At 53.7% G+C, this 16,733-nt stretch carries 14 protein-coding genes; all 14 read right to left on the reverse strand.

Annotated elements, in window-relative coordinates:
• Positions 1–67: 67 nt before the first annotated feature.
• Positions 68–700: an acyltransferase gene (locus tag CGZ80_RS00495; protein WP_158222493.1), complete on the reverse strand. Its 633-nt coding sequence runs from the start codon at positions 698–700 to the stop codon at positions 68–70.
• The gene (locus CGZ80_RS00500; RefSeq protein ID WP_094410815.1) at positions 700–1,890 is read right to left on the reverse strand and encodes an acyltransferase family protein; all 1,191 of its coding nucleotides are present in this window, start codon (positions 1,888–1,890) and stop codon (positions 700–702) included. The genes CGZ80_RS00495 and CGZ80_RS00500 overlap by 1 nt, the downstream gene beginning before the upstream one ends.
• Complete coding sequence (locus CGZ80_RS00505) at positions 1,887–3,194, reverse strand: glycosyltransferase family 4 protein (protein ID WP_094410816.1); 1,308 nt, start codon at positions 3,192–3,194, stop codon at positions 1,887–1,889. Before CGZ80_RS00505 ends, CGZ80_RS00500 begins: the two co-directional genes overlap by 4 nt.
• The gene (locus CGZ80_RS00510; protein ID WP_094410817.1) at positions 3,179–4,522 is read right to left on the reverse strand and encodes a glycosyltransferase family 4 protein; all 1,344 of its coding nucleotides are present in this window, start codon (positions 4,520–4,522) and stop codon (positions 3,179–3,181) included. The genes CGZ80_RS00505 and CGZ80_RS00510 overlap by 16 nt, the downstream gene beginning before the upstream one ends.
• Positions 4,519–5,724 carry a glycosyltransferase family 4 protein gene (locus CGZ80_RS00515; protein ID WP_143543672.1) on the reverse strand — a complete coding sequence of 402 codons (1,206 nt, stop codon included), beginning with the start codon at positions 5,722–5,724 and terminating at the stop codon, positions 4,519–4,521. The genes CGZ80_RS00510 and CGZ80_RS00515 overlap by 4 nt, the downstream gene beginning before the upstream one ends.
• Positions 5,721–6,707, reverse strand: a complete 987-nt coding sequence (locus CGZ80_RS00520) for a class I SAM-dependent methyltransferase (RefSeq protein WP_094410819.1) — start codon at positions 6,705–6,707, stop codon at positions 5,721–5,723. Before CGZ80_RS00520 ends, CGZ80_RS00515 begins: the two co-directional genes overlap by 4 nt.
• 23 nt (positions 6,708–6,730) lie before the next feature.
• A complete protein-coding gene (locus CGZ80_RS00525) occupies positions 6,731–7,888 on the reverse strand; it encodes an acyltransferase family protein (RefSeq protein ID WP_158222494.1) in 1,158 nt (385 codons plus the stop codon).
• An 8-nt stretch (positions 7,889–7,896) separates the two neighbouring features.
• On the reverse strand, positions 7,897–9,180 hold the full coding sequence (locus CGZ80_RS00530) for an ABC transporter ATP-binding protein (RefSeq protein WP_094410821.1): 1,284 nt from the start codon (positions 9,178–9,180) through the stop codon (positions 7,897–7,899).
• A gap of 15 nt (positions 9,181–9,195) precedes the next feature.
• Positions 9,196–10,065, reverse strand: a complete 870-nt coding sequence (locus tag CGZ80_RS00535) for an ABC transporter permease (protein WP_233148145.1) — start codon at positions 10,063–10,065, stop codon at positions 9,196–9,198.
• Positions 10,062–11,135 carry an NAD-dependent epimerase/dehydratase family protein gene (locus CGZ80_RS00540; protein ID WP_094410822.1) on the reverse strand — a complete coding sequence of 358 codons (1,074 nt, stop codon included), beginning with the start codon at positions 11,133–11,135 and terminating at the stop codon, positions 10,062–10,064. Before CGZ80_RS00540 ends, CGZ80_RS00535 begins: the two co-directional genes overlap by 4 nt.
• An 8-nt stretch (positions 11,136–11,143) precedes the next feature.
• Positions 11,144–12,265 (reverse strand): glycosyltransferase family 4 protein, encoded by a 1,122-nt coding sequence (locus CGZ80_RS00545; RefSeq protein WP_094410823.1) that lies wholly within the window; start codon positions 12,263–12,265, stop codon positions 11,144–11,146.
• A 6-nt stretch (positions 12,266–12,271) separates the two neighbouring features.
• Positions 12,272–13,348, reverse strand: coding sequence for a non-hydrolyzing UDP-N-acetylglucosamine 2-epimerase (gene wecB / locus CGZ80_RS00550; protein ID WP_094410824.1), 1,077 nt, complete (start codon positions 13,346–13,348; stop codon positions 12,272–12,274).
• Between the two features lie 48 nt (positions 13,349–13,396).
• The gene (locus CGZ80_RS00555; RefSeq protein ID WP_158222495.1) at positions 13,397–15,598 is read right to left on the reverse strand and encodes an O-antigen ligase family protein; all 2,202 of its coding nucleotides are present in this window, start codon (positions 15,596–15,598) and stop codon (positions 13,397–13,399) included.
• Positions 15,599–15,742: 144 nt separating this feature from the next.
• Positions 15,743–16,732 carry a GDP-mannose 4,6-dehydratase gene (locus CGZ80_RS00560; protein WP_094410826.1) on the reverse strand — a complete coding sequence of 330 codons (990 nt, stop codon included), beginning with the start codon at positions 16,730–16,732 and terminating at the stop codon, positions 15,743–15,745.
• Between the last annotated feature and the right edge of the window lies 1 nt (position 16,733).

Genomic DNA, 16,733 nt, shown 5'->3' on the forward strand with positions numbered 1-16,733 from the left:
TTCCATCGCTCGTGCAGCCAACAGCCAAGTTGCTGACGGAGCAAGGAGGGTGAAAGATGGAACGAATTCAATTTCCAGCTACTCCGGAAGGGTTTGACGATTTACGTTCGCCAATTTTGCGTGCTGGACTGCCCGCCCAAATTTCGTATTCGGGCACCTCACCGATTACCACCGATCCGGCGCCAATCACCGCACCAGTGCCGATCCTCGACCCGGCAGTGACCGTTACGCCAGCTCCCAGCCACACGTCATCGCCTAATCGGATATCACGTTTTCCAATCGCGGGGGCTTGTTCGCGAATCGGCGTGTCTCGATCGGTGCCATGATGACTTGCGACAAGCGTGCAAAACTGGCTGATGAGGCATCCGCATCCAATCTCAATTCTTCCACCGCCACTGCGTAGATTGTTGTACGGGCCGATCCATGTTTGCGAACCGACCGTGATTTTGCCAATACCGTTTTGCTCGTCGCCAAATGTCAGTACACACCCATGACCGATGGAAACAGCTTCGCCAAGCCGCAGTTCGCTGAGGCTTTGTTCGGTTAGCACGACTTCATTGGAAATGCGACAGGTCGGTGATTGGAATTTCAATTGCCGAATAATTGCTAGTTGCGATTGGCGGCGTCCAAGGTCAGCGACCAACTCGGGATGTCGCAAGAGTCGCAAGCCAGCACAGATACTTCGAAGCGTTTGGAACATCAAGCTTCCGTCGCTGCTACAAAGCGGGCTTGGCGTCGGTAGCGAGGCATGACACCGTTGATGAACCATTTTTCCACCGCGTGATGGAAAACGAGGCCACCAAGTATCGAGACACCCCAAAGGAGGACGGTTCGCTCAATCCACTGCAAACCAGTCGATTCAAATTCGCAACAGCCCGACACGAAACCCAAGATTGGGATGTGGACCAGATAGACGGAATAAGAAATTCTTCCGAGCTTCGCCAGTTGATTGGCAACCGGGTTTGTCATCCATTTCGTTGCTTCACGATCTAACATCCAATTCATTAAACAGAAGAAAGAAATCGCCGCGAGTAGCTCACCGACGTGTTGCAGTGCGGGACGCGATGCGATTGGAAGCAAATTCGCGAACAATGACGAGTGGCCGGTGTTGTCTAGCAATTGAAACATGTTCGAATTGAAAAACAACGCGAACAGCATTGTCACAGTTGCGAGCGGCAATGAGTGAGTCCAGCGTGGCAGCGTTCGGTTCCCAAGGCTTGCGTCAACGGCGATTGCCCCAAGCATCCAGTGAAGCCAAAACATCGTTGGCCAAAAATGCCAATAGCCAATCTCAACTTTGCCGATAGGAACGGCGGGCGATGAGCTGACAAAGAAACGCCAAAGCAACGTCACTGAAACGACGATCGCAAATGTCTGTCGCAACGGCAGTCGCTGAAACATCACGATCAATGCGAAGTACGCAAGATACAACTGCTCTTCCATACCGAGCGACCAAAACACTCCGTTTGAAAGTTCGGTCGCGAAGTTGGTAAGGTTGTGCAGCATCGTGAGATGCAAAAACAAATCCCAGAACGCTGCCGTATTGTCGAAACTGTACGTTTCCCGGGCGGCCGCCACGAACAGACTGAACGCGATCGCAGCCAAGTACGGTGGGTAGAGTCGCCAAAAACGTCGTTTCCAAAACTGAAGCCAATTCAGTTTGTATTCGCCCGTGTTTGCCTTTTCGATCGCAACTTTCCGATGAATACAAAATCCGGAAAGCAGAACGAATAAGTGCACTCCCATGTAGCCATAGTCTGCCAAGAAACTCGGCAGGAACCAAATGTTCTGGCGAAATCCACCTGGGGCATCATGTTGGCAATGAATTGCCAACACACCGAGAATCGCGATTCCGCGAAGCACGTCGATACTTTGCAACCTTCCGCTCACGCTAACACACTCGCTAGCTGATGCAGTTCACGTGTTTCAACCTCGGTGACCAAGCCACTGTTTGTTGGCCATTCGCTGCCCGGACTTTGGTGGCGAATCGGTTTATGAAACAGTTTTCGAAGCCCTGATTCAATGTGGGCGGGGATTCCAAGACGCGAGAGGCGACCAGGTAATCGATCGCGAATCATTTCGACATGCCCCGTCTGTTTGGGACGCGAGAGGCATTGGCGAAGCGTCTGATCCCACGCCTTCATGGCCCCCCGAAACGAATACTCGCCTTGTTGTGACCGTTCCGCGTTTTCAGAAAGTCGAACACGGCGAACCAGATCGGCAGACAGTTCAGCAACACAATTTGCAGCCGATTCAGTGTCCCCGATTGGGAAAGTCAATGCATTGGTTTGATGACAGAACTGCTGTTCGATTTCCAATCCGTCGAATCGCGAAATGATAGGGACGACGCCATGCGCCATCGCTTCACGAGGTGCGATCGTGACACCTTCCCACGCGGCAAAGTGAACGAATAGGTCTGCGTTGGGGTAGAATTCTTGATAGAGTTGGTCGCGGTCTACCCATCCATGGAATTTGATCTGCCCCTTTGCCGTCTGCTCCTGGAACGCTTGACGGAGGTCTTCTTCGAACGGTCCCGTTCCGACAAATTCCATTTGGAAATCGATCTCGCGTTTAACGAGCGAATCGATGAAAGGAATAAAGTCACCACATCGCTTTTGTTGGTTTTCAAGCCGACCGGCATATAGCAATCGGATCGGTCCCTCTTGTCGTTGTGAACGGATTGGACGTCGAATCGGTGCACGTACACCGCCAGCGATACTGCGAACGGAATCGGGAGTGAACCCGGCCCAGTCGGTACAGGTTCGGGCGATCAATTTGCCAGACGTGATGCAGCAGTCGATCGCATTTCGGTAGCGCCGAGCGTCGCTTAGGTATCCGGGTTCGAACGATCGAATTCCTAATGCGAGATGCGGCTTGGTCTTCGATCGCACGATAGCGGGCAATGCATCGAAGACACGCATCACCAAAACGATGTCGGGTGATTCCTGGTCGATGGTATTGGCAATCGCATCGACGCGCGTTTGACGAATTCCTGAAGTGCCATCAATTTTGATGATCGGCAACTCGGGATGAATCTCGCTGTAAAGCTCTGGGCGATTGAACGTTAAACCTTGGGTCAAAGCCAACTTGACATTCCACCCATAGTCCGGCAATTCCCGGCAAAGGTCGGCGATGATTTGGTCGGCGCCACCACGCGGGTTGCTGCAACGCGAGACGATTAACAAACGTGGCATGCCGCGTCCGCCTCCACTTGTTGCGTTTGGTTCAAGATTGACTCAAGTCGCTGTGGACAATGGTCGCGATTGAACAGCGGCCATTCGACGCCATCGACGTGTTTGGATTGACGAAGCCAGCGACGAAGCCGACGGGCGCGGTCCGCCCATTCGACCGAGACACCTGCTCGGTCCAAAATTCCGTTGTCGTGTCTGATGGATTGGCACAGTTCTGACGCCGGTGCAACAGGAGCGGTCTGGTGGACATCTTCGATCAGCTGTCGCCAACCAGTCATGCATCGATTCCAGGTGTATTCGGATTCGGCATGTCTTCGGCCCGCGTCTGCCAATCGATGGCGTTCGGCAGCGTTGAGCGAAAGTTCTTCGATAATGCATGCCGCTTGGTCAACATCGCCAATCAAAAACGATCGGCCGTGCTCCCCATCGACAACCAAACCTTCACTGTGAAAACCGACGTATTGCGATGTCACCGGTACGACGCCATTCATCATCGCTTCGGCCAAGACAATGCCGAACGTTTCCGACGAAGAAAATAGCAATAACAAGTCGAGGTTGGGCAGCACATCACCGTAGATCTGATCGGACGATTGAGCGCCCAGCCAAGTGATACAGTGTTGATAAGGAATGAGTTTCGAACGGAGTTCTGATTCGGCGGGTCCGCTGCCAGCAATTGTGAACTGAAACGGCAGACGGCGTTCGGTCAGGACTCGGCATAATTCTGCAATGTCGAAGACGCGTTTATCGCCTTTGGTCAAACGACCGACGTAGCCCAGACGTATCGGGAGGTCGGGTTGCGGAGGATTCCATGCCGCAATTGGCAGTCGAGCACCGTTGGGGACATGTGAGACTCGGTGTGATTCGAACTCTGCGAATTGCGTGAGAAAACGTCGCGTCATTTCGCCAACGCAAACGACATGATCGATCCCGGTTCGAAGGTCAGTCAGGTCCGCCAACATCGGTGGCAAGTTTCCGTGCGCTGAGCTAATCAGGTACAACGCACGAAGACGTTTTTCACGAATCGTTGCCGCGTTTGCATCGAGCACGCCCAGTGGCAAAACCGCGGTCGGATTGACTCGACGGATGACACGCTGGCAAGCCAAAATCCGCGACTCGCGAGTGAGTTCACGACCGTCGACAACAACCGAATGAAGGTTCGGGTGATAGCGACGAAATCGTTGCGGATCGTTTTCCGTTTGTCCGCGAACCAAGGCCACAGTCAGTGGGATTCCATGTTTGTCGCAGTCTTCGGCAAAATGATCCAACCATGTCGCGACTCCTCCGACCGGAGAAGACGTTCGCATGAATGCGAGTAGACGCGGGCGGTTCATGAGACAACCTCCGAGACACCTAACATTCCACGGACACCAGAGGCAAACGCGTCGTACGACAAGACTTCATTGGCAACGCGAGCGCTCGATTCGGCTTGATCGCGATAGTAAGAACTGTCACAGGCAAGCGACTGAAGTTGACTGACAACGGATTCTGGTGCGAGTGATTGACAGACCACTCCCATCGAATGTTCCTCGCAAAAGCGACTGACTGAACTGTATTGTGGCGAGTGCACAAAGACTGGTCGTCCCGTCGCCACGTAGCTGCTTAGCTTGGTCGGGAACGAAAGCTTTGCCAGTTCAACTTGACCAGCCGAAAACGGTTGTGGCAAATACAAACAATCACAGCTTCCCAGCAAACGTTGCAAATCGTCTTGGTTTCGCCAACCATAAAACAAGCACTTCGCTGTACTCTTGGAACGAAACTGGACCTGGCTGCCGGTGACGACCAGCACCACCTGGCGACCAGCGAGTTGCCAGTCAATCGAATCAAGTGCCCGATGGAGCGACTGCCACGCATCTTTCGCGTAAAGTGAACCAGAGAATCCGATGTGAAACTCACCGGGATGATCGGATTCCAATCGTGGTCCAACCGACTTTCCAGGAAGCCCGTGACGTACGATGTGCATTGCCGCGTTCGTTTGGCCTTCGTAGCTCGATGCGGCTTCTTCGCAAATGACACCGATTCGGCTTGATCGCTGAAGCAACTGTCGAAATCGGCTGAGGGTTCGGCTTCGATTGAAACGGTCGATTTGCCGTTGTTTGCAAAGGTGAATCGGGTCGTCCCAGACCTGGGTGATCAGTGTGCCCGGAAAACTATCTGAAATCATCGATGCGAGGTCAATCATTCCGATACTGTTCAGGACCACCCAAAGTTGTTCGGGATCACGCTGACGGATGAATGTATTGATGTGCTGAAGTTGCTGCTGCAGCTGCTTGCCAAAACGAAACCGATGTCGGCAATAGCGTTGAGGCAACGTCAACGCGTTATGTCGTTCCGTTGTGTACCATTCGTTCGGCGGAGTGATGGCAATGGTCGAATCGACATGGCGTAGCGGTGTCTGCAACCATTTTTGATTGGACTGCATCGCGGCCAAAGAAACAGGGGTGATCCCTGGGACGTCAAGCATGTCGCGGAGAAATACACCGTCGACGCCCGGACTTCCAGGAACCGAAGCTGCGATCAAACAAGTCTGTTTCATCGTTTCGGTGTCTCCTTCGAGACTGTCGGTTTTGCTAAGCAAACCAACATGTGATCGTTCAATGACACCGCCATCGGAGCTCGGTCGCGATGCATCAAACGACGTTGACCAGGAAGTCGTTGAATCAATCCGGCAAGATGACGCTGAGGACCGTGGCTCATTCGGCCACGCCAATGCAGCGTTTCCAAGCTGTGCTGAAACTTGTGACGCAAGGTCCGCCGTTGATGGCTGTGCCTGATTCGGCCCTGCAATTTCAATCCTTCCGCTTCGGCTAGCCAGCGAATGCTGCGTGGATTCGCAAAGCTGAGGTGTTGAATCGTGTGCAGATACCAATGCTGTCCGGCCAGCAGGTTCCAACTCCAATGACTCGAATTGCCTGTTGAAAAAAGGAACATGCCGCCCGGTCGAAGTAGACGGACGATTTGACGGATGGTTGTTTGTGGATCGGGCAGGTGTTCAAAGACATCAAACATCGTTGCCACATCGAACTGGCCGAATTCCGCGTCAGGAATATTTTCAGGGAAGTCGGAAATCCAGCGGATATCACGCTGTTTCAGGGATTCCAAAACAGAGTTGCAAGGCTCGACGGCCGCTTTATTCCAGCTCTTGGGCAGCATCGACAAAAATCGGCCATCAAAAGCACCAATGTCCACAATCTTGATTTCGGATTGACCCGCAAAACGTTTGCGAATCACTTTGCCGGCGACATTCCAGGATTGAATATCAGCTTCGACGTAGTCCCAAGCCTGGGCTGGCAATTCGCGATAAAGTTGTCCTAGCGACTGTTCGTCAAGCTGGGGTTTGCGATATCGAAGTCCGCATTGATGACACTCGTACAACTCGCTATCGCGAACCGACTCGGCAAGAGTGCGAACTTCTACGGACGTTTTATCCGATCGCAATTCAATTGGCAGCGAACAGCGTCCAAGTTTTGAACGCTCCGACGAACCGCAGAGGTTGCAACAGCTAATGGGGAGACTCATCTTTTTTCGAACCGAAAGTCCAGCTACGCCAAACAAGCTTGCATCGGATCCGCCGATCGCGGTTGCGACAAGAGATGTCGAAACCGGTCGAGCGGCTGGATAATCCAGCGACACATTGCGATTGAACTGCCGACGGTGATGAACGCAGCAAGCCAACTGATGTGAACCGGTTGTCCCGCAAATTGGGATGCGAAAGTGGTGACGAGTTCAATGACAAAAAAGTGCAGCAAGTAAATAGGGTACGAAAGTTCGCCGATCTTTCGATCCCATTCACTACTTCGAAACAAGTGGAACAGTCCAACCACAACCAAGGCCCAGCCGGCGTAGCTGATCAATTCTGCGTACTCTTTCCCAATCACCAACCCAAGCCCTTTGGTCAGCGTGGCCGCGACTGTTCCTAGCAGAATCGTGCCAGCGATCGCGGCAAGGATCGAACGCTTGGCACCTTTGCGAGAATCAGTATCCAACGACCAGTTCAACCGAAGGTTAAGTGTTTCGTACAATCGGAAACTGAGCATGCCGCTGACAAAAATCGCTAGCTCGAAAGGGAAGAAGCGATAGTTGAAGGGATCTTGATTCAGTCCAAACAGTTCATAGGCGGTAATTCTTGCCAACAGGGACAACACGACGATCGCGGTCAGGAAAGCTGTTTTGCGTTTTGCAAGCCAGGGCGCGAACCAGTAAAACGTCAGCTCAACTGCGATCGTCCAGCACTGCGGGATCAGCAAATAGCGATAGAGTGGCGTCGGTGAATTTCGAAAGCAATGTGTCAAGCAAAGTGGTTCGCCCAAGTCATGCTTTAGGAACATCACGATGTCTTGGCCAAACAATGTCACATTCGAGATCGCCGCGAACAGAACTCCTAAGGCACCGTTATTCGCTTGCATCGTCTGATAGGGAGTCAAACTCAAGTAGTTGCCCGACAGACAACCGACGATGAAGCTGATCGCAACGACGATTGCCAACACGACAAAGTAAGGAACCGCAACGCGAATGAGTCGGGACCGATAAAACTGAAACGTCTTGTCGTATCTTTGGGACAGAATCAGCTGCATGTAAAATCCGGAAATCAGGTAGAACACCTGAACGGCTTGGCGTCCGTTCAACATTGGGCAGGGCAACAACGAGGACGAGTGTGCCGTTAGAACACACAACGCCAAGTAGACTCGAAGGATGCCCATTGTCTGGTTTATCGGGTTACCGGATCGCAGTTCAGCAACTGTGGTTGCGGTAAACGCACGGGGCCCCATCCGGCATGCCAGCCACGAAGGTCCGTGACAGGCAGCTCGATTCGAAACGGCATCACTTCGGAAACGGAGTCGTAGATGCGTTTCCCTTGCGATGCCGCATCGGCGATTGATATCGCGCAGTGGTACTGTCCAGGAGCCAAATCGAATGATGCGTCGAAGTGATACTCGCGACAATTTCCGCTGCTCGGTGCTTCGGCTGTCTCCGTAAACGTGCTTCCGACAGGATTTTGGTTGGCGTCAAAAACCGTGATGCCAAGCAGGAAATCGCGGCATTGGGAATTGGCACGAATCGTGGCTGTAAAACGAAATGGTTGACCATCGATGTCGTCGGTTTGCTCCAATTGCAAGTCGACAAACTCCAGCTGGCGACAGAGACCTGAAAACGATCGCGGTAGGTCTGCAACCGAAGATGACTCGGAGTTTCCGCTGAGGTTCTCTTGGATGTAGACGTTCACCGCTTCGTCCGTATCGCCATCGAATGCCACTTGTCCGTGAGAAAGGACAACGCATCGATTGGTCAACGCACGCACAGAAGCGAGGTTGTGGCTGACGAACAAAACCGTCTTTCCCGATTCGGCAACGCTTTGCATTTTTCCAAGGCAGCGGCGCTGAAACTCGACATCCCCTACCGCCAAGACTTCGTCAACAATCAAAATTTCTGGATTCAGGTGTGCGGCGACTGCGAAGCCCAGGCGGACTTTCATCCCACTGCTGTATCGTTTCACGGGAGTATCAAGAAACTTCGCGACGCCCGCAAACTCAACGATGTCATCAAGCTGTCGCTGGATTTCGTGTCGGGTCATTCCCAGAATGGTTCCGTTCAAGAAGACGTTTTCTCGACCGGTGAGTTCCGGGTGAAAGCCCGTGCCGACTTCGAGCAGGCTGGCAACACGCCCCACCAATTCGGCTCGCCCGGACGTTGGGTAGGTGATGCGACTGAGTAGTTTTAATAGCGTGCTTTTTCCGGCGCCGTTTTTGCCGACGATTCCGACCACGTCACCTTGGTCGACTTCGAAACTGATTTGACGTAGGGCCCAGAAATAGCCGGAGTCAGCTGTCTGATCGCCAGCTCGTTCGCTCGACCGGTGTTGGCGGTGTGATGTCGTTCCGTTGTTGAACAGTCGTCCAAGCACGGCATTGGCCAACTCGCGAATGCTGCCCGCGTGCGTCAGTCCCAACTTGTAACGTTTGGATAGTTGATCGATTCGAATCGATGTCGTCATGTCAGGGAAGCAGTCTTAGATGACGTCTGCGAAAGTGGATTCGACTCGGCGGAAGTAAAACAATCCGCTGATCAGGACCAACGCTGTTGAACAAAATGAGAGGGCGATCATGCCCCAATCCGGCGACACCGTTCCAAATAGGCTCCAACGAAAACCTTCGATGACACCCACCATCGGATTCAATCCATAAATCGTTCGGTACGCATCCGGAACCACCGAAATTGGATAGACGATCGGGCAGAGATACATCCAGATCTGGATCAAGAACGGTACCGCCATTCCGACATCGCGGTATTTGACATTCAATGCTGTCAGCCAGATGCCAAACCCGAGTGCTGTCAGCACCGTGATCCCGACAAAGAGTGGTATCGCAAGCACCGATAGCCCCGGCGTGTACTGATACCAAGCCATCATCACGATCAGCATCAGGAACTGGAGCGCGAACTCAACCAGCCCGACCCCGATTTTCGCCAACGGTAAAACGATACGAGGGAAATAAACCTTGGTCAGCAACGCCGAACCGCCGACGACACTTTGAGTGACTCCGGTCAGCGATGTTGAAAAGTACAGCCAAGGCATCAGTCCCGCGAAAGCAAAGATCGGGTAGGGCACTTCCGTTTCGATGCGGACAAACACACTGAATACGAGCGTGAAGATCGCGGCACTTAGTGCGGGACGCAAAATCGCCCAGCCATATCCGATCACACTCTGACGAAACCGAGCCGAAATATCTCGCCACAGCAGTAGCCAGAACAGGTCCCGATATCGGTAAAGCTCTTTGACGTCAAACGCGTTCCACGTCGAAGGCGGCTCGATCACCGTCACCATCGTCGACGAACCGATGTCGGTCGCATGATCAAGACTCGAAATACTTGCTCCGCTCATCGCGAAATGGAAATCCAGTTTGGGTTGGCTTCTGCAAAGACAGCGATTTCCTCAATGATTGATTCAACCGGGGTGGTCGGATTCCAACCCCAAGTCTGCGTCGCTAGGCTGTGGTCAAGCACTACCCATGGCAAGTCAAACGGTCGCGGTGTTGTGTCTGCTAACACTTCGTTCGATCCCCAACGTTCCTCACACCAGTCGCTAAGCTGTTTCAATGATCGGGCCGATTCGATTCCGCCCGATACGTTGACGACACGCGGTTGGTCTGCGGGTGACGTTTCGAGTTGTCGAATCAACAGCAGCGACAAGTCTCGTGGGTGCAAGCAGTCGCGTACCTGATGGCCTTGTCCGTCAAAGCCGATGTAGCGAAGCGAGCGACCTTCTTTCCAGCTGTGCAACCAATAGGCAAAGATCCCTTGGTCGGCCTTTCCGAATTGACCTGCACCTGCCATCACTCCACAGCGATTGATCCAAACCGGAAAATCGAACGTGTAGCCGTATTCGAGTGCAAGTTGTTCCGATGCAAGCTTCGTCGCGCCATACAACGAAACCGGTGGCGCGGTACTAAATGTCTCTTGAATGCCCGAATCTGATACGCCAATGGGAAAGTCATTCGTGCTGGGACGGAATTTGTCCGTTGCAACTTCAACTGGCAACTTCGTCAGTGGATCAATCGAATACACACGACTGGTGCTCAACAGGATCAGGCCTGCTTTGTGATTCTTGCAGTGTTCCAATAAGTTGACTGTTCCGGCAAGATTCGACTCCAGCAATTGCCGGCTGCCCGATTTCGAGTCGATCCCGGCAAGGACGCTGGGGTTTGCTGCCGCATCAATGACCCAATCGACTGGGCCAATCGATTCGACGTCGCTGGTGCAGCGAATATCGGCATGAACCACTTCGATTCCAGCGTGTTCCAGTCGTTCGCAGTTTCGCCAGCTTCCGCGGCGCGAATAGTTGTCGAGACCGCGAATGCGAAGGTCATTCGAAGCGAAGTGTTGCCGCAATGCGAGCGCAATTTCGCTTCCAACAAATCCACAAATGCCGGTGATCAAAATGTCGAGTGCCATGATGATCGCTAGGCCCCGGCGAGTGCTTCGATCTGATGAAAGGGCTTGTAGCAGTTTTCCCAAGTCAGCTCGGCTGCCCGGATCCGAGCAGCGTCACTAAATCGTTGCCACTGTTGTTGATCGGTAAGCAGTTTCGCGAGCGCGTCCGCAGTCCATTGGGGATCGTTCACCGGACCGAAATGGCCGGCCGGTTGGCAAACTTCAGAAATGGCGCAACACGTCGTGCTGACGATGGGGGTTCCAAAGGCCATTGCTTCCGCGGCTGGGATTCCGAACGATTCGCAGTAGCTGGGCAAGGCGTAAACCTGATTGACCGCATATTGGCGATGGAGTTCCTCGTCACTGACACGGCCGAGGATTTCGACAAACGGTCCAAGGCCCAAGCGGTCAATTTGTTGTCGTACCTTCGTTTCATAAACTGAATCCGGCCAGGGGCCACACAGCCGAAGTTGGGCCGGAATCGATCGACCATGCAGAATCGCAAGTGCATCGACCAACGTGTGTGCGCCTTTCCAATTGGCCATTGCCGAAACGGACAGGATCGACAACGGGTCTCGTGGTTGATCGCGAAACTGCTGGGCCGTTTCGAAGGTGTCTCGGTTTAGTCCGACATAGGCAATTTCGTGCCGTCGTGAACTGGGTTCCCGATGGTCCGACGCATAAAGTTGGCGGAGGTGATCGGACAGATAGATCATCAAGTCTGCACAACGATAGGCTTTGGCGTAACCGAGTCGCTGCAACTGGGCCTTGAGTCGATCGGACCAACCGCGATGCGCTTTCGGCCGATAGCACCATGGGTTTTGGCACAAGATCGCTTGCGGGACGGGACAGCGTGGGATCCATGACCCTGAAGCCGTTAACACGACATCGGCTGCTCGGCGACGGATTAAGTCCGGCAACGACAACGCTTCCCAGACACTGCGTTTAGCCCAATGTCGCAAGCGATCGGAAACCGGAATGGAAATCGCGCCACGGGCAAGGATTTCCTCGGGAGGTGAATCCGATTCGTAGTGCAAAATCATCATCTGATGAGCGGGCAGGATGGCTTCGCTGTATGGTCTCAAGAAACCATACACGACATGCCTGCCGCTCATCGATCCGATTGACAGAGTGTTGACGAGCAAACGCATTGTTCGCTAGCGGTTTAACAGGACTTGGGCAATACGTTCGGCAGCTTTGCCGTCCCAAAGCTCGGGACAACGCGGTTTCGGCGGGTTGGCTTGAATCTCAGCCCAAGCGGCGAGCAGCGATTCTTTGCCTGGTTGAACCAAGCGATTGGTGCCTTCGTCGATCGTGATCGGGCGTTCGGTATTCGGGCGAACGGTCAAGCAGGTGACGCCCAGATAAGTCGTTTCTTCTTGAACGCCGCCGGAGTCGGTCATGACGACTTTTGCGGACTTCATCAATGACATGAAATCAAAGTATCCCAGCGGATCCACCATCATGATCCCGGGTGCGACTTGGATGTTGTTGTCTTTCAAGCGTGCGCGGGTTCGCGGGTGAACCGGGAAGACGATCGGCAGTGTCTCGGAAATTTTATTGAGAGCGCCAATCAATTCGGCCAGCATGTTTGGCTCGTCCACATTGCTCGGACGGTGCAGTGTCGCGAGAACATAACCGCCCGGTTCGAGTTCCATTGTCGAGAGCGCGTTGCTCTGTTCGATCTTCGGCAAGGCGCGGATCAGCGAATCGATCATGACGTTGCCGACGCAGCGGATTTTTTCCTGCGGCACACCTTCGGCGATCAAGTTTTCGTCGCCATCCGGTGACGGTGTCAGTAACAGATCAGCAATCGCGTCCGTTACCAAACGATTGATTTCTTCCGGCATGCCGCGATCACGTGAACGCAGGCCTGCTTCGACGTGTGCGATCGGGACACCCAGTTTTGACGCGACCAAGGCACATGCGACGGTTGAGTTCACGTCGCCGACGACCACCAACCAGTCCGGCTTGTGCCGAAGCAGAACCGGCTCGAACTCGATCATGATGTTCGCGGTCTGGGTCGCGTGTGAGCCACCTGAAATGCCCAGGTGCTCGTCCGGTTTTGGCAACTCCAGTTCACGGAAAAACACGTCGGACATCTTTTCGTCAAAATGCTGTCCGGTGTGTACCAGGACTTGTTCGACGTCAGAATCGGCCGCTGAAATCGCTCGAATGATCGGGGCGATTTTCATGAAGTTGGGGCGAGCGCCGACTACGGAAAGTATCTTCACGGCTTCTTGTGTTGGGTATGATGAATTTGGCTGGGGAAGTAGGTTTCGTTAGCCCTGATTTTCATCTTGGCTTTGGGAAACCATACGCGTGGGGAGTTGAGTTGGAATCAATTTTTCGAGCGGAATTGCGGGGTACCGTTTCGCTTTTCCAAGCACGACATTGGTTCGATCGGGCGAAATATCCGCCGCCCGGCGAAACGCTCTCGTTGCCTTTCGGAAATCGGCGTGGTCCGCAAATGCCGTCCCGACATTCAGCTGGACATTGGCCGAGTTCTTGAATAGCTGTGCTGACTGTTCCAGTGCCAAGTCCGTTTGATAAGGATTCTGATGCACAAACTCCATGGCGACCCAATTGAATCTCGGCTCAATCGAAAGTGGACGCGAACGAAGTGATGCCAGGTTGTACCGAAGTGCCCTGTGGTAACATTCCATCGCGGCGGTCGGAACGGCTTCGGTCGGAATCGGCGACACGTCTAAACCACCACGCGAATTTAACGATCGAGGCGACAGGCTATTGCGCCATGCGATGCGTCGACAGGTCTTACTTGTCGTGGCATACAACAACTCGCGACCGAGTTCCGGCAGTTCGTCGGAACCGAACGCTTTCATCTCTGTCAATCGTCCGCGTTCGAATTCAAGATTGGTGTATGCGTTCAACAATCGCGATGTCGGATGCCGCTCGACGGTTGACCGGTACGTTTGGGAAAGATCGGACAATTCTGACAATCGATCCGGCGCAAACGGATCGTGTTCCAAGTGGTGCTCGATCACACGTGCGGCAGAGTCAGCCACGGAGTCCCTGTTCAATTGAACAATCGCAAAAAGCGTCACCATCGACACGATTGCCGTGACAGCAACCGCGCCACGGTTGGAACGGTTGCGCACCGAGTCAGCGGAGCCTATGCCAGGATTCGCACGCGACCAGAGAACGCTTACCAAAAGTCCTGCGATCAGCAGATTCGAAGGGACCAACAAGCCGAAATCAAAGCACTGACTGACCGCCACGCTAATAAGCAAGTAAACGCCGCCAGTCGCATAGGCATGATCAATTGAGTTTTCAGATTTGCAAAGGCGTCGAATTGCGACACGAACCAGACCAAACATTACTGCGATCGCAAACAGGCCGAATAGCGATGTTTCGACGAGCAGTTCCAGCCACAAGTTTTCTGCATGGACAAACCAACGCCAAGGACTCGATTCTTGCCAAGGAAGGTAGGCATACGCGTACGTCCCGAAACCGCTGCCGAGTGGCAGCGAATGCCATGCGGCTCGAAATCCATCTGGCCAATGACTCCAACGGGCGTCGGTAGCAAGTTGTTCGTGAACGGTTTGAAGGTCGATCCGGAATGATGATGGCGAAAAAAGTACGGCAACAAGTCCAGTCAAACTAACCGCCGCGATCACGTATGCCATTCGTGTAAACCGTCGCATCACAATCGGCGTGATCAATCCTGCAGCCATCATTGCGATCAGTCCGCCACGCGATCCGCAACCGGCAAGACCGGCAACGCAAGTCACTAAGGCGACAACTGCGAAGATAGTGGTCGGCGAAAGCAAGAACACCTTTGAAGCGGTAAGAAAGCGTTGGCCTTGTTGACGGAGTGAATCGAATTGGTGGAGACGTTCAAATAGGATTCCCGTGGCCGCTGCGAGGCCAAGGTTCATGCCCAATGCCGCATTGTTTCGGTTGAGGAACGTGCCGAAGGGGGCTCCTTCGCCGCCAGCTTGAAAGCTCCACATCGCGAACGAAGGGAAATGGTTTCGTACTGATCCAACGATTGCGATCACGGTGCCATACAGACCGATTCCGAGCATCAATAGCATGGCACGATGTGGTGACGCGAACACATCCGTAGCGACAAAACAGACAGCAGCAAGGATGAGCAGCAACGCGGCCGCATGAAGTGTTTCGGTGGGGCCGATGGAAATCGACATCCAGGTCGATGAGGTTTCTTCGAAAGGGGCCAGCCATCGTTCTGCGATGCTGGCACGCATCGGGCTCAGTAAACTGACCAATGACGCCGGCAGTGGCAACGTTGTTAGGAGCGCAAACGCGGCCAATCCGAAGATCAGCAGCGCAGGCAAAGTAGAGGTGAGTTGCGGTGAAGTGTCCTGGCCATTGGCTGCACCGGACAGCCATTGACAGACCTGGAACGCAACCGCGATCGAAAGCACGAAGGCCGCCAAGTATTGTGTCCAGGGGAGCACCCCGCCAAAATCGAGCGATGTCGCGATCGGCGTCAGCGTCAAAAGTATTGCACATGCCCATCCTGTGCAGGTGCATAGGATTTGCGTGCGGTCTTCGGAAGGTCTTGAAGGACAATCCATGGGATCGTGTCGCCGAAACATCCGGGCCGTTCGGCGAATTGCTTCGATCGCGAAGCGCGGTCGATGCTAGACCGCCACTCGGTCGAGTTTTTCGAGGTCAGCTTGCACCATTAGTTCGGCCAATTTCGGCAGCGTCGTTTTCGCTTTCCAACCCAAGACGCGTTCCGCTTTTCCCGGGTCACCGACCAGCCGAGTGCCTTCGGACGGACGCATGTAGCGCGGGTCTTGTGTCACGTGGTTTTTCCAATCCAGACCGACGGTGCGGAACGACGCCGACAAAAAATCTTTGACACTAAAGTCGGAACCGGTAGCCACAACGAAATCATCAGCTTGCTCGTGCTGAAGCATTCGCCACATCACTTCAACATATTCGGCGGCATATCCCCAGTCACGCCGGCCATCCAATGAGCCGAGCGAAACGGAGTCTTGTAGTCCGCGTGAAATCGCTGCCGCGGCACGAGTGATTTTGCGGGTGACAAACGATTCGCCACGCAAGGGTGATTCGTGGTTGTAGCAAATCGCGTTGCAGGCGAACAATCCGAACGACTCGCGGTAGAGCGTCACCATTTGCGTCGCGAACGCCTTGGCGATGCCATAGGGAGTGACGGGCCGCATCGGGGTTTGTTCGTTTTGCGGGGCTTGATCGGGACGCCCAAAGATTTCGCTACTGCTGATGTGCAAGAACTTTGGCTTGCGTTCAAGATCACGAATGATTTCGAGCAACCGAAGCGTGCCCATCGCGGTGAATTCACAGGTGGTTTCGGGGATTTCGAAACTCGCCCCGACATGGCTTTGGCCGGCCAAGTGATAAACCTCGTCGGGGACGCATTTCAACATGATACGTCGGATCGTTGTCGTATCTGCTAGGTCCGCGTAGTGCAAAAACAGTTGTTTGTTGTAGATGTCTTCGCGGTGGAACAGGTGGTCCAGACGGGCGCGAGCGGTGGTACTGCTGCGGCGTACAATTCCGTGAACCAAATAGCCTTTGGAAATCAAAAGCTCGGTTAAATAGGATCCATCTTGACCAGTGATGCCAGTGATCAGGGCGGTTTTCATG

Origin of the sequence: Rhodopirellula sp. MGV, from assembly GCF_002251265.1 — a bacterium.
GTDB classification, from domain to species: Bacteria; Planctomycetota; Planctomycetia; order Pirellulales; family Pirellulaceae; genus Stieleria; species Stieleria baltica_A.

Coding starts and splice junctions, on each gene's coding strand:
- CGZ80_RS00495 (WP_158222493.1), bottom strand. CDS start 700: ATGTTCCAAACGCTTCGAAGTATCTGTGCTGGCTTGCGACTCTTGCGA.
- CGZ80_RS00505 (WP_094410816.1), bottom strand. CDS start 3,194: ATGCCACGTTTGTTAATCGTCTCGCGTTGCAGCAACCCGCGTGGTGGC.
- CGZ80_RS00510 (WP_094410817.1), bottom strand. CDS start 4,522: ATGAACCGCCCGCGTCTACTCGCATTCATGCGAACGTCTTCTCCGGTC.
- CGZ80_RS00515 (WP_143543672.1), bottom strand. CDS start 5,724: ATGAAACAGACTTGTTTGATCGCAGCTTCGGTTCCTGGAAGTCCGGGC.
- CGZ80_RS00520 (WP_094410819.1), bottom strand. CDS start 6,707: ATGAGTCTCCCCATTAGCTGTTGCAACCTCTGCGGTTCGTCGGAGCGT.
- CGZ80_RS00525 (WP_158222494.1), bottom strand. CDS start 7,888: ATGGGCATCCTTCGAGTCTACTTGGCGTTGTGTGTTCTAACGGCACAC.
- CGZ80_RS00530 (WP_094410821.1), bottom strand. CDS start 9,180: ATGACGACATCGATTCGAATCGATCAACTATCCAAACGTTACAAGTTG.
- CGZ80_RS00535 (WP_233148145.1), bottom strand. CDS start 10,065: ATGAGCGGAGCAAGTATTTCGAGTCTTGATCATGCGACCGACATCGGT.
- CGZ80_RS00540 (WP_094410822.1), bottom strand. CDS start 11,135: ATGGCACTCGACATTTTGATCACCGGCATTTGTGGATTTGTTGGAAGC.
- CGZ80_RS00545 (WP_094410823.1), bottom strand. CDS start 12,265: ATGCGTTTGCTCGTCAACACTCTGTCAATCGGATCGATGAGCGGCAGG.
- CGZ80_RS00560 (WP_094410826.1), bottom strand. CDS start 16,732: ATGAAAACCGCCCTGATCACTGGCATCACTGGTCAAGATGGATCCTAT.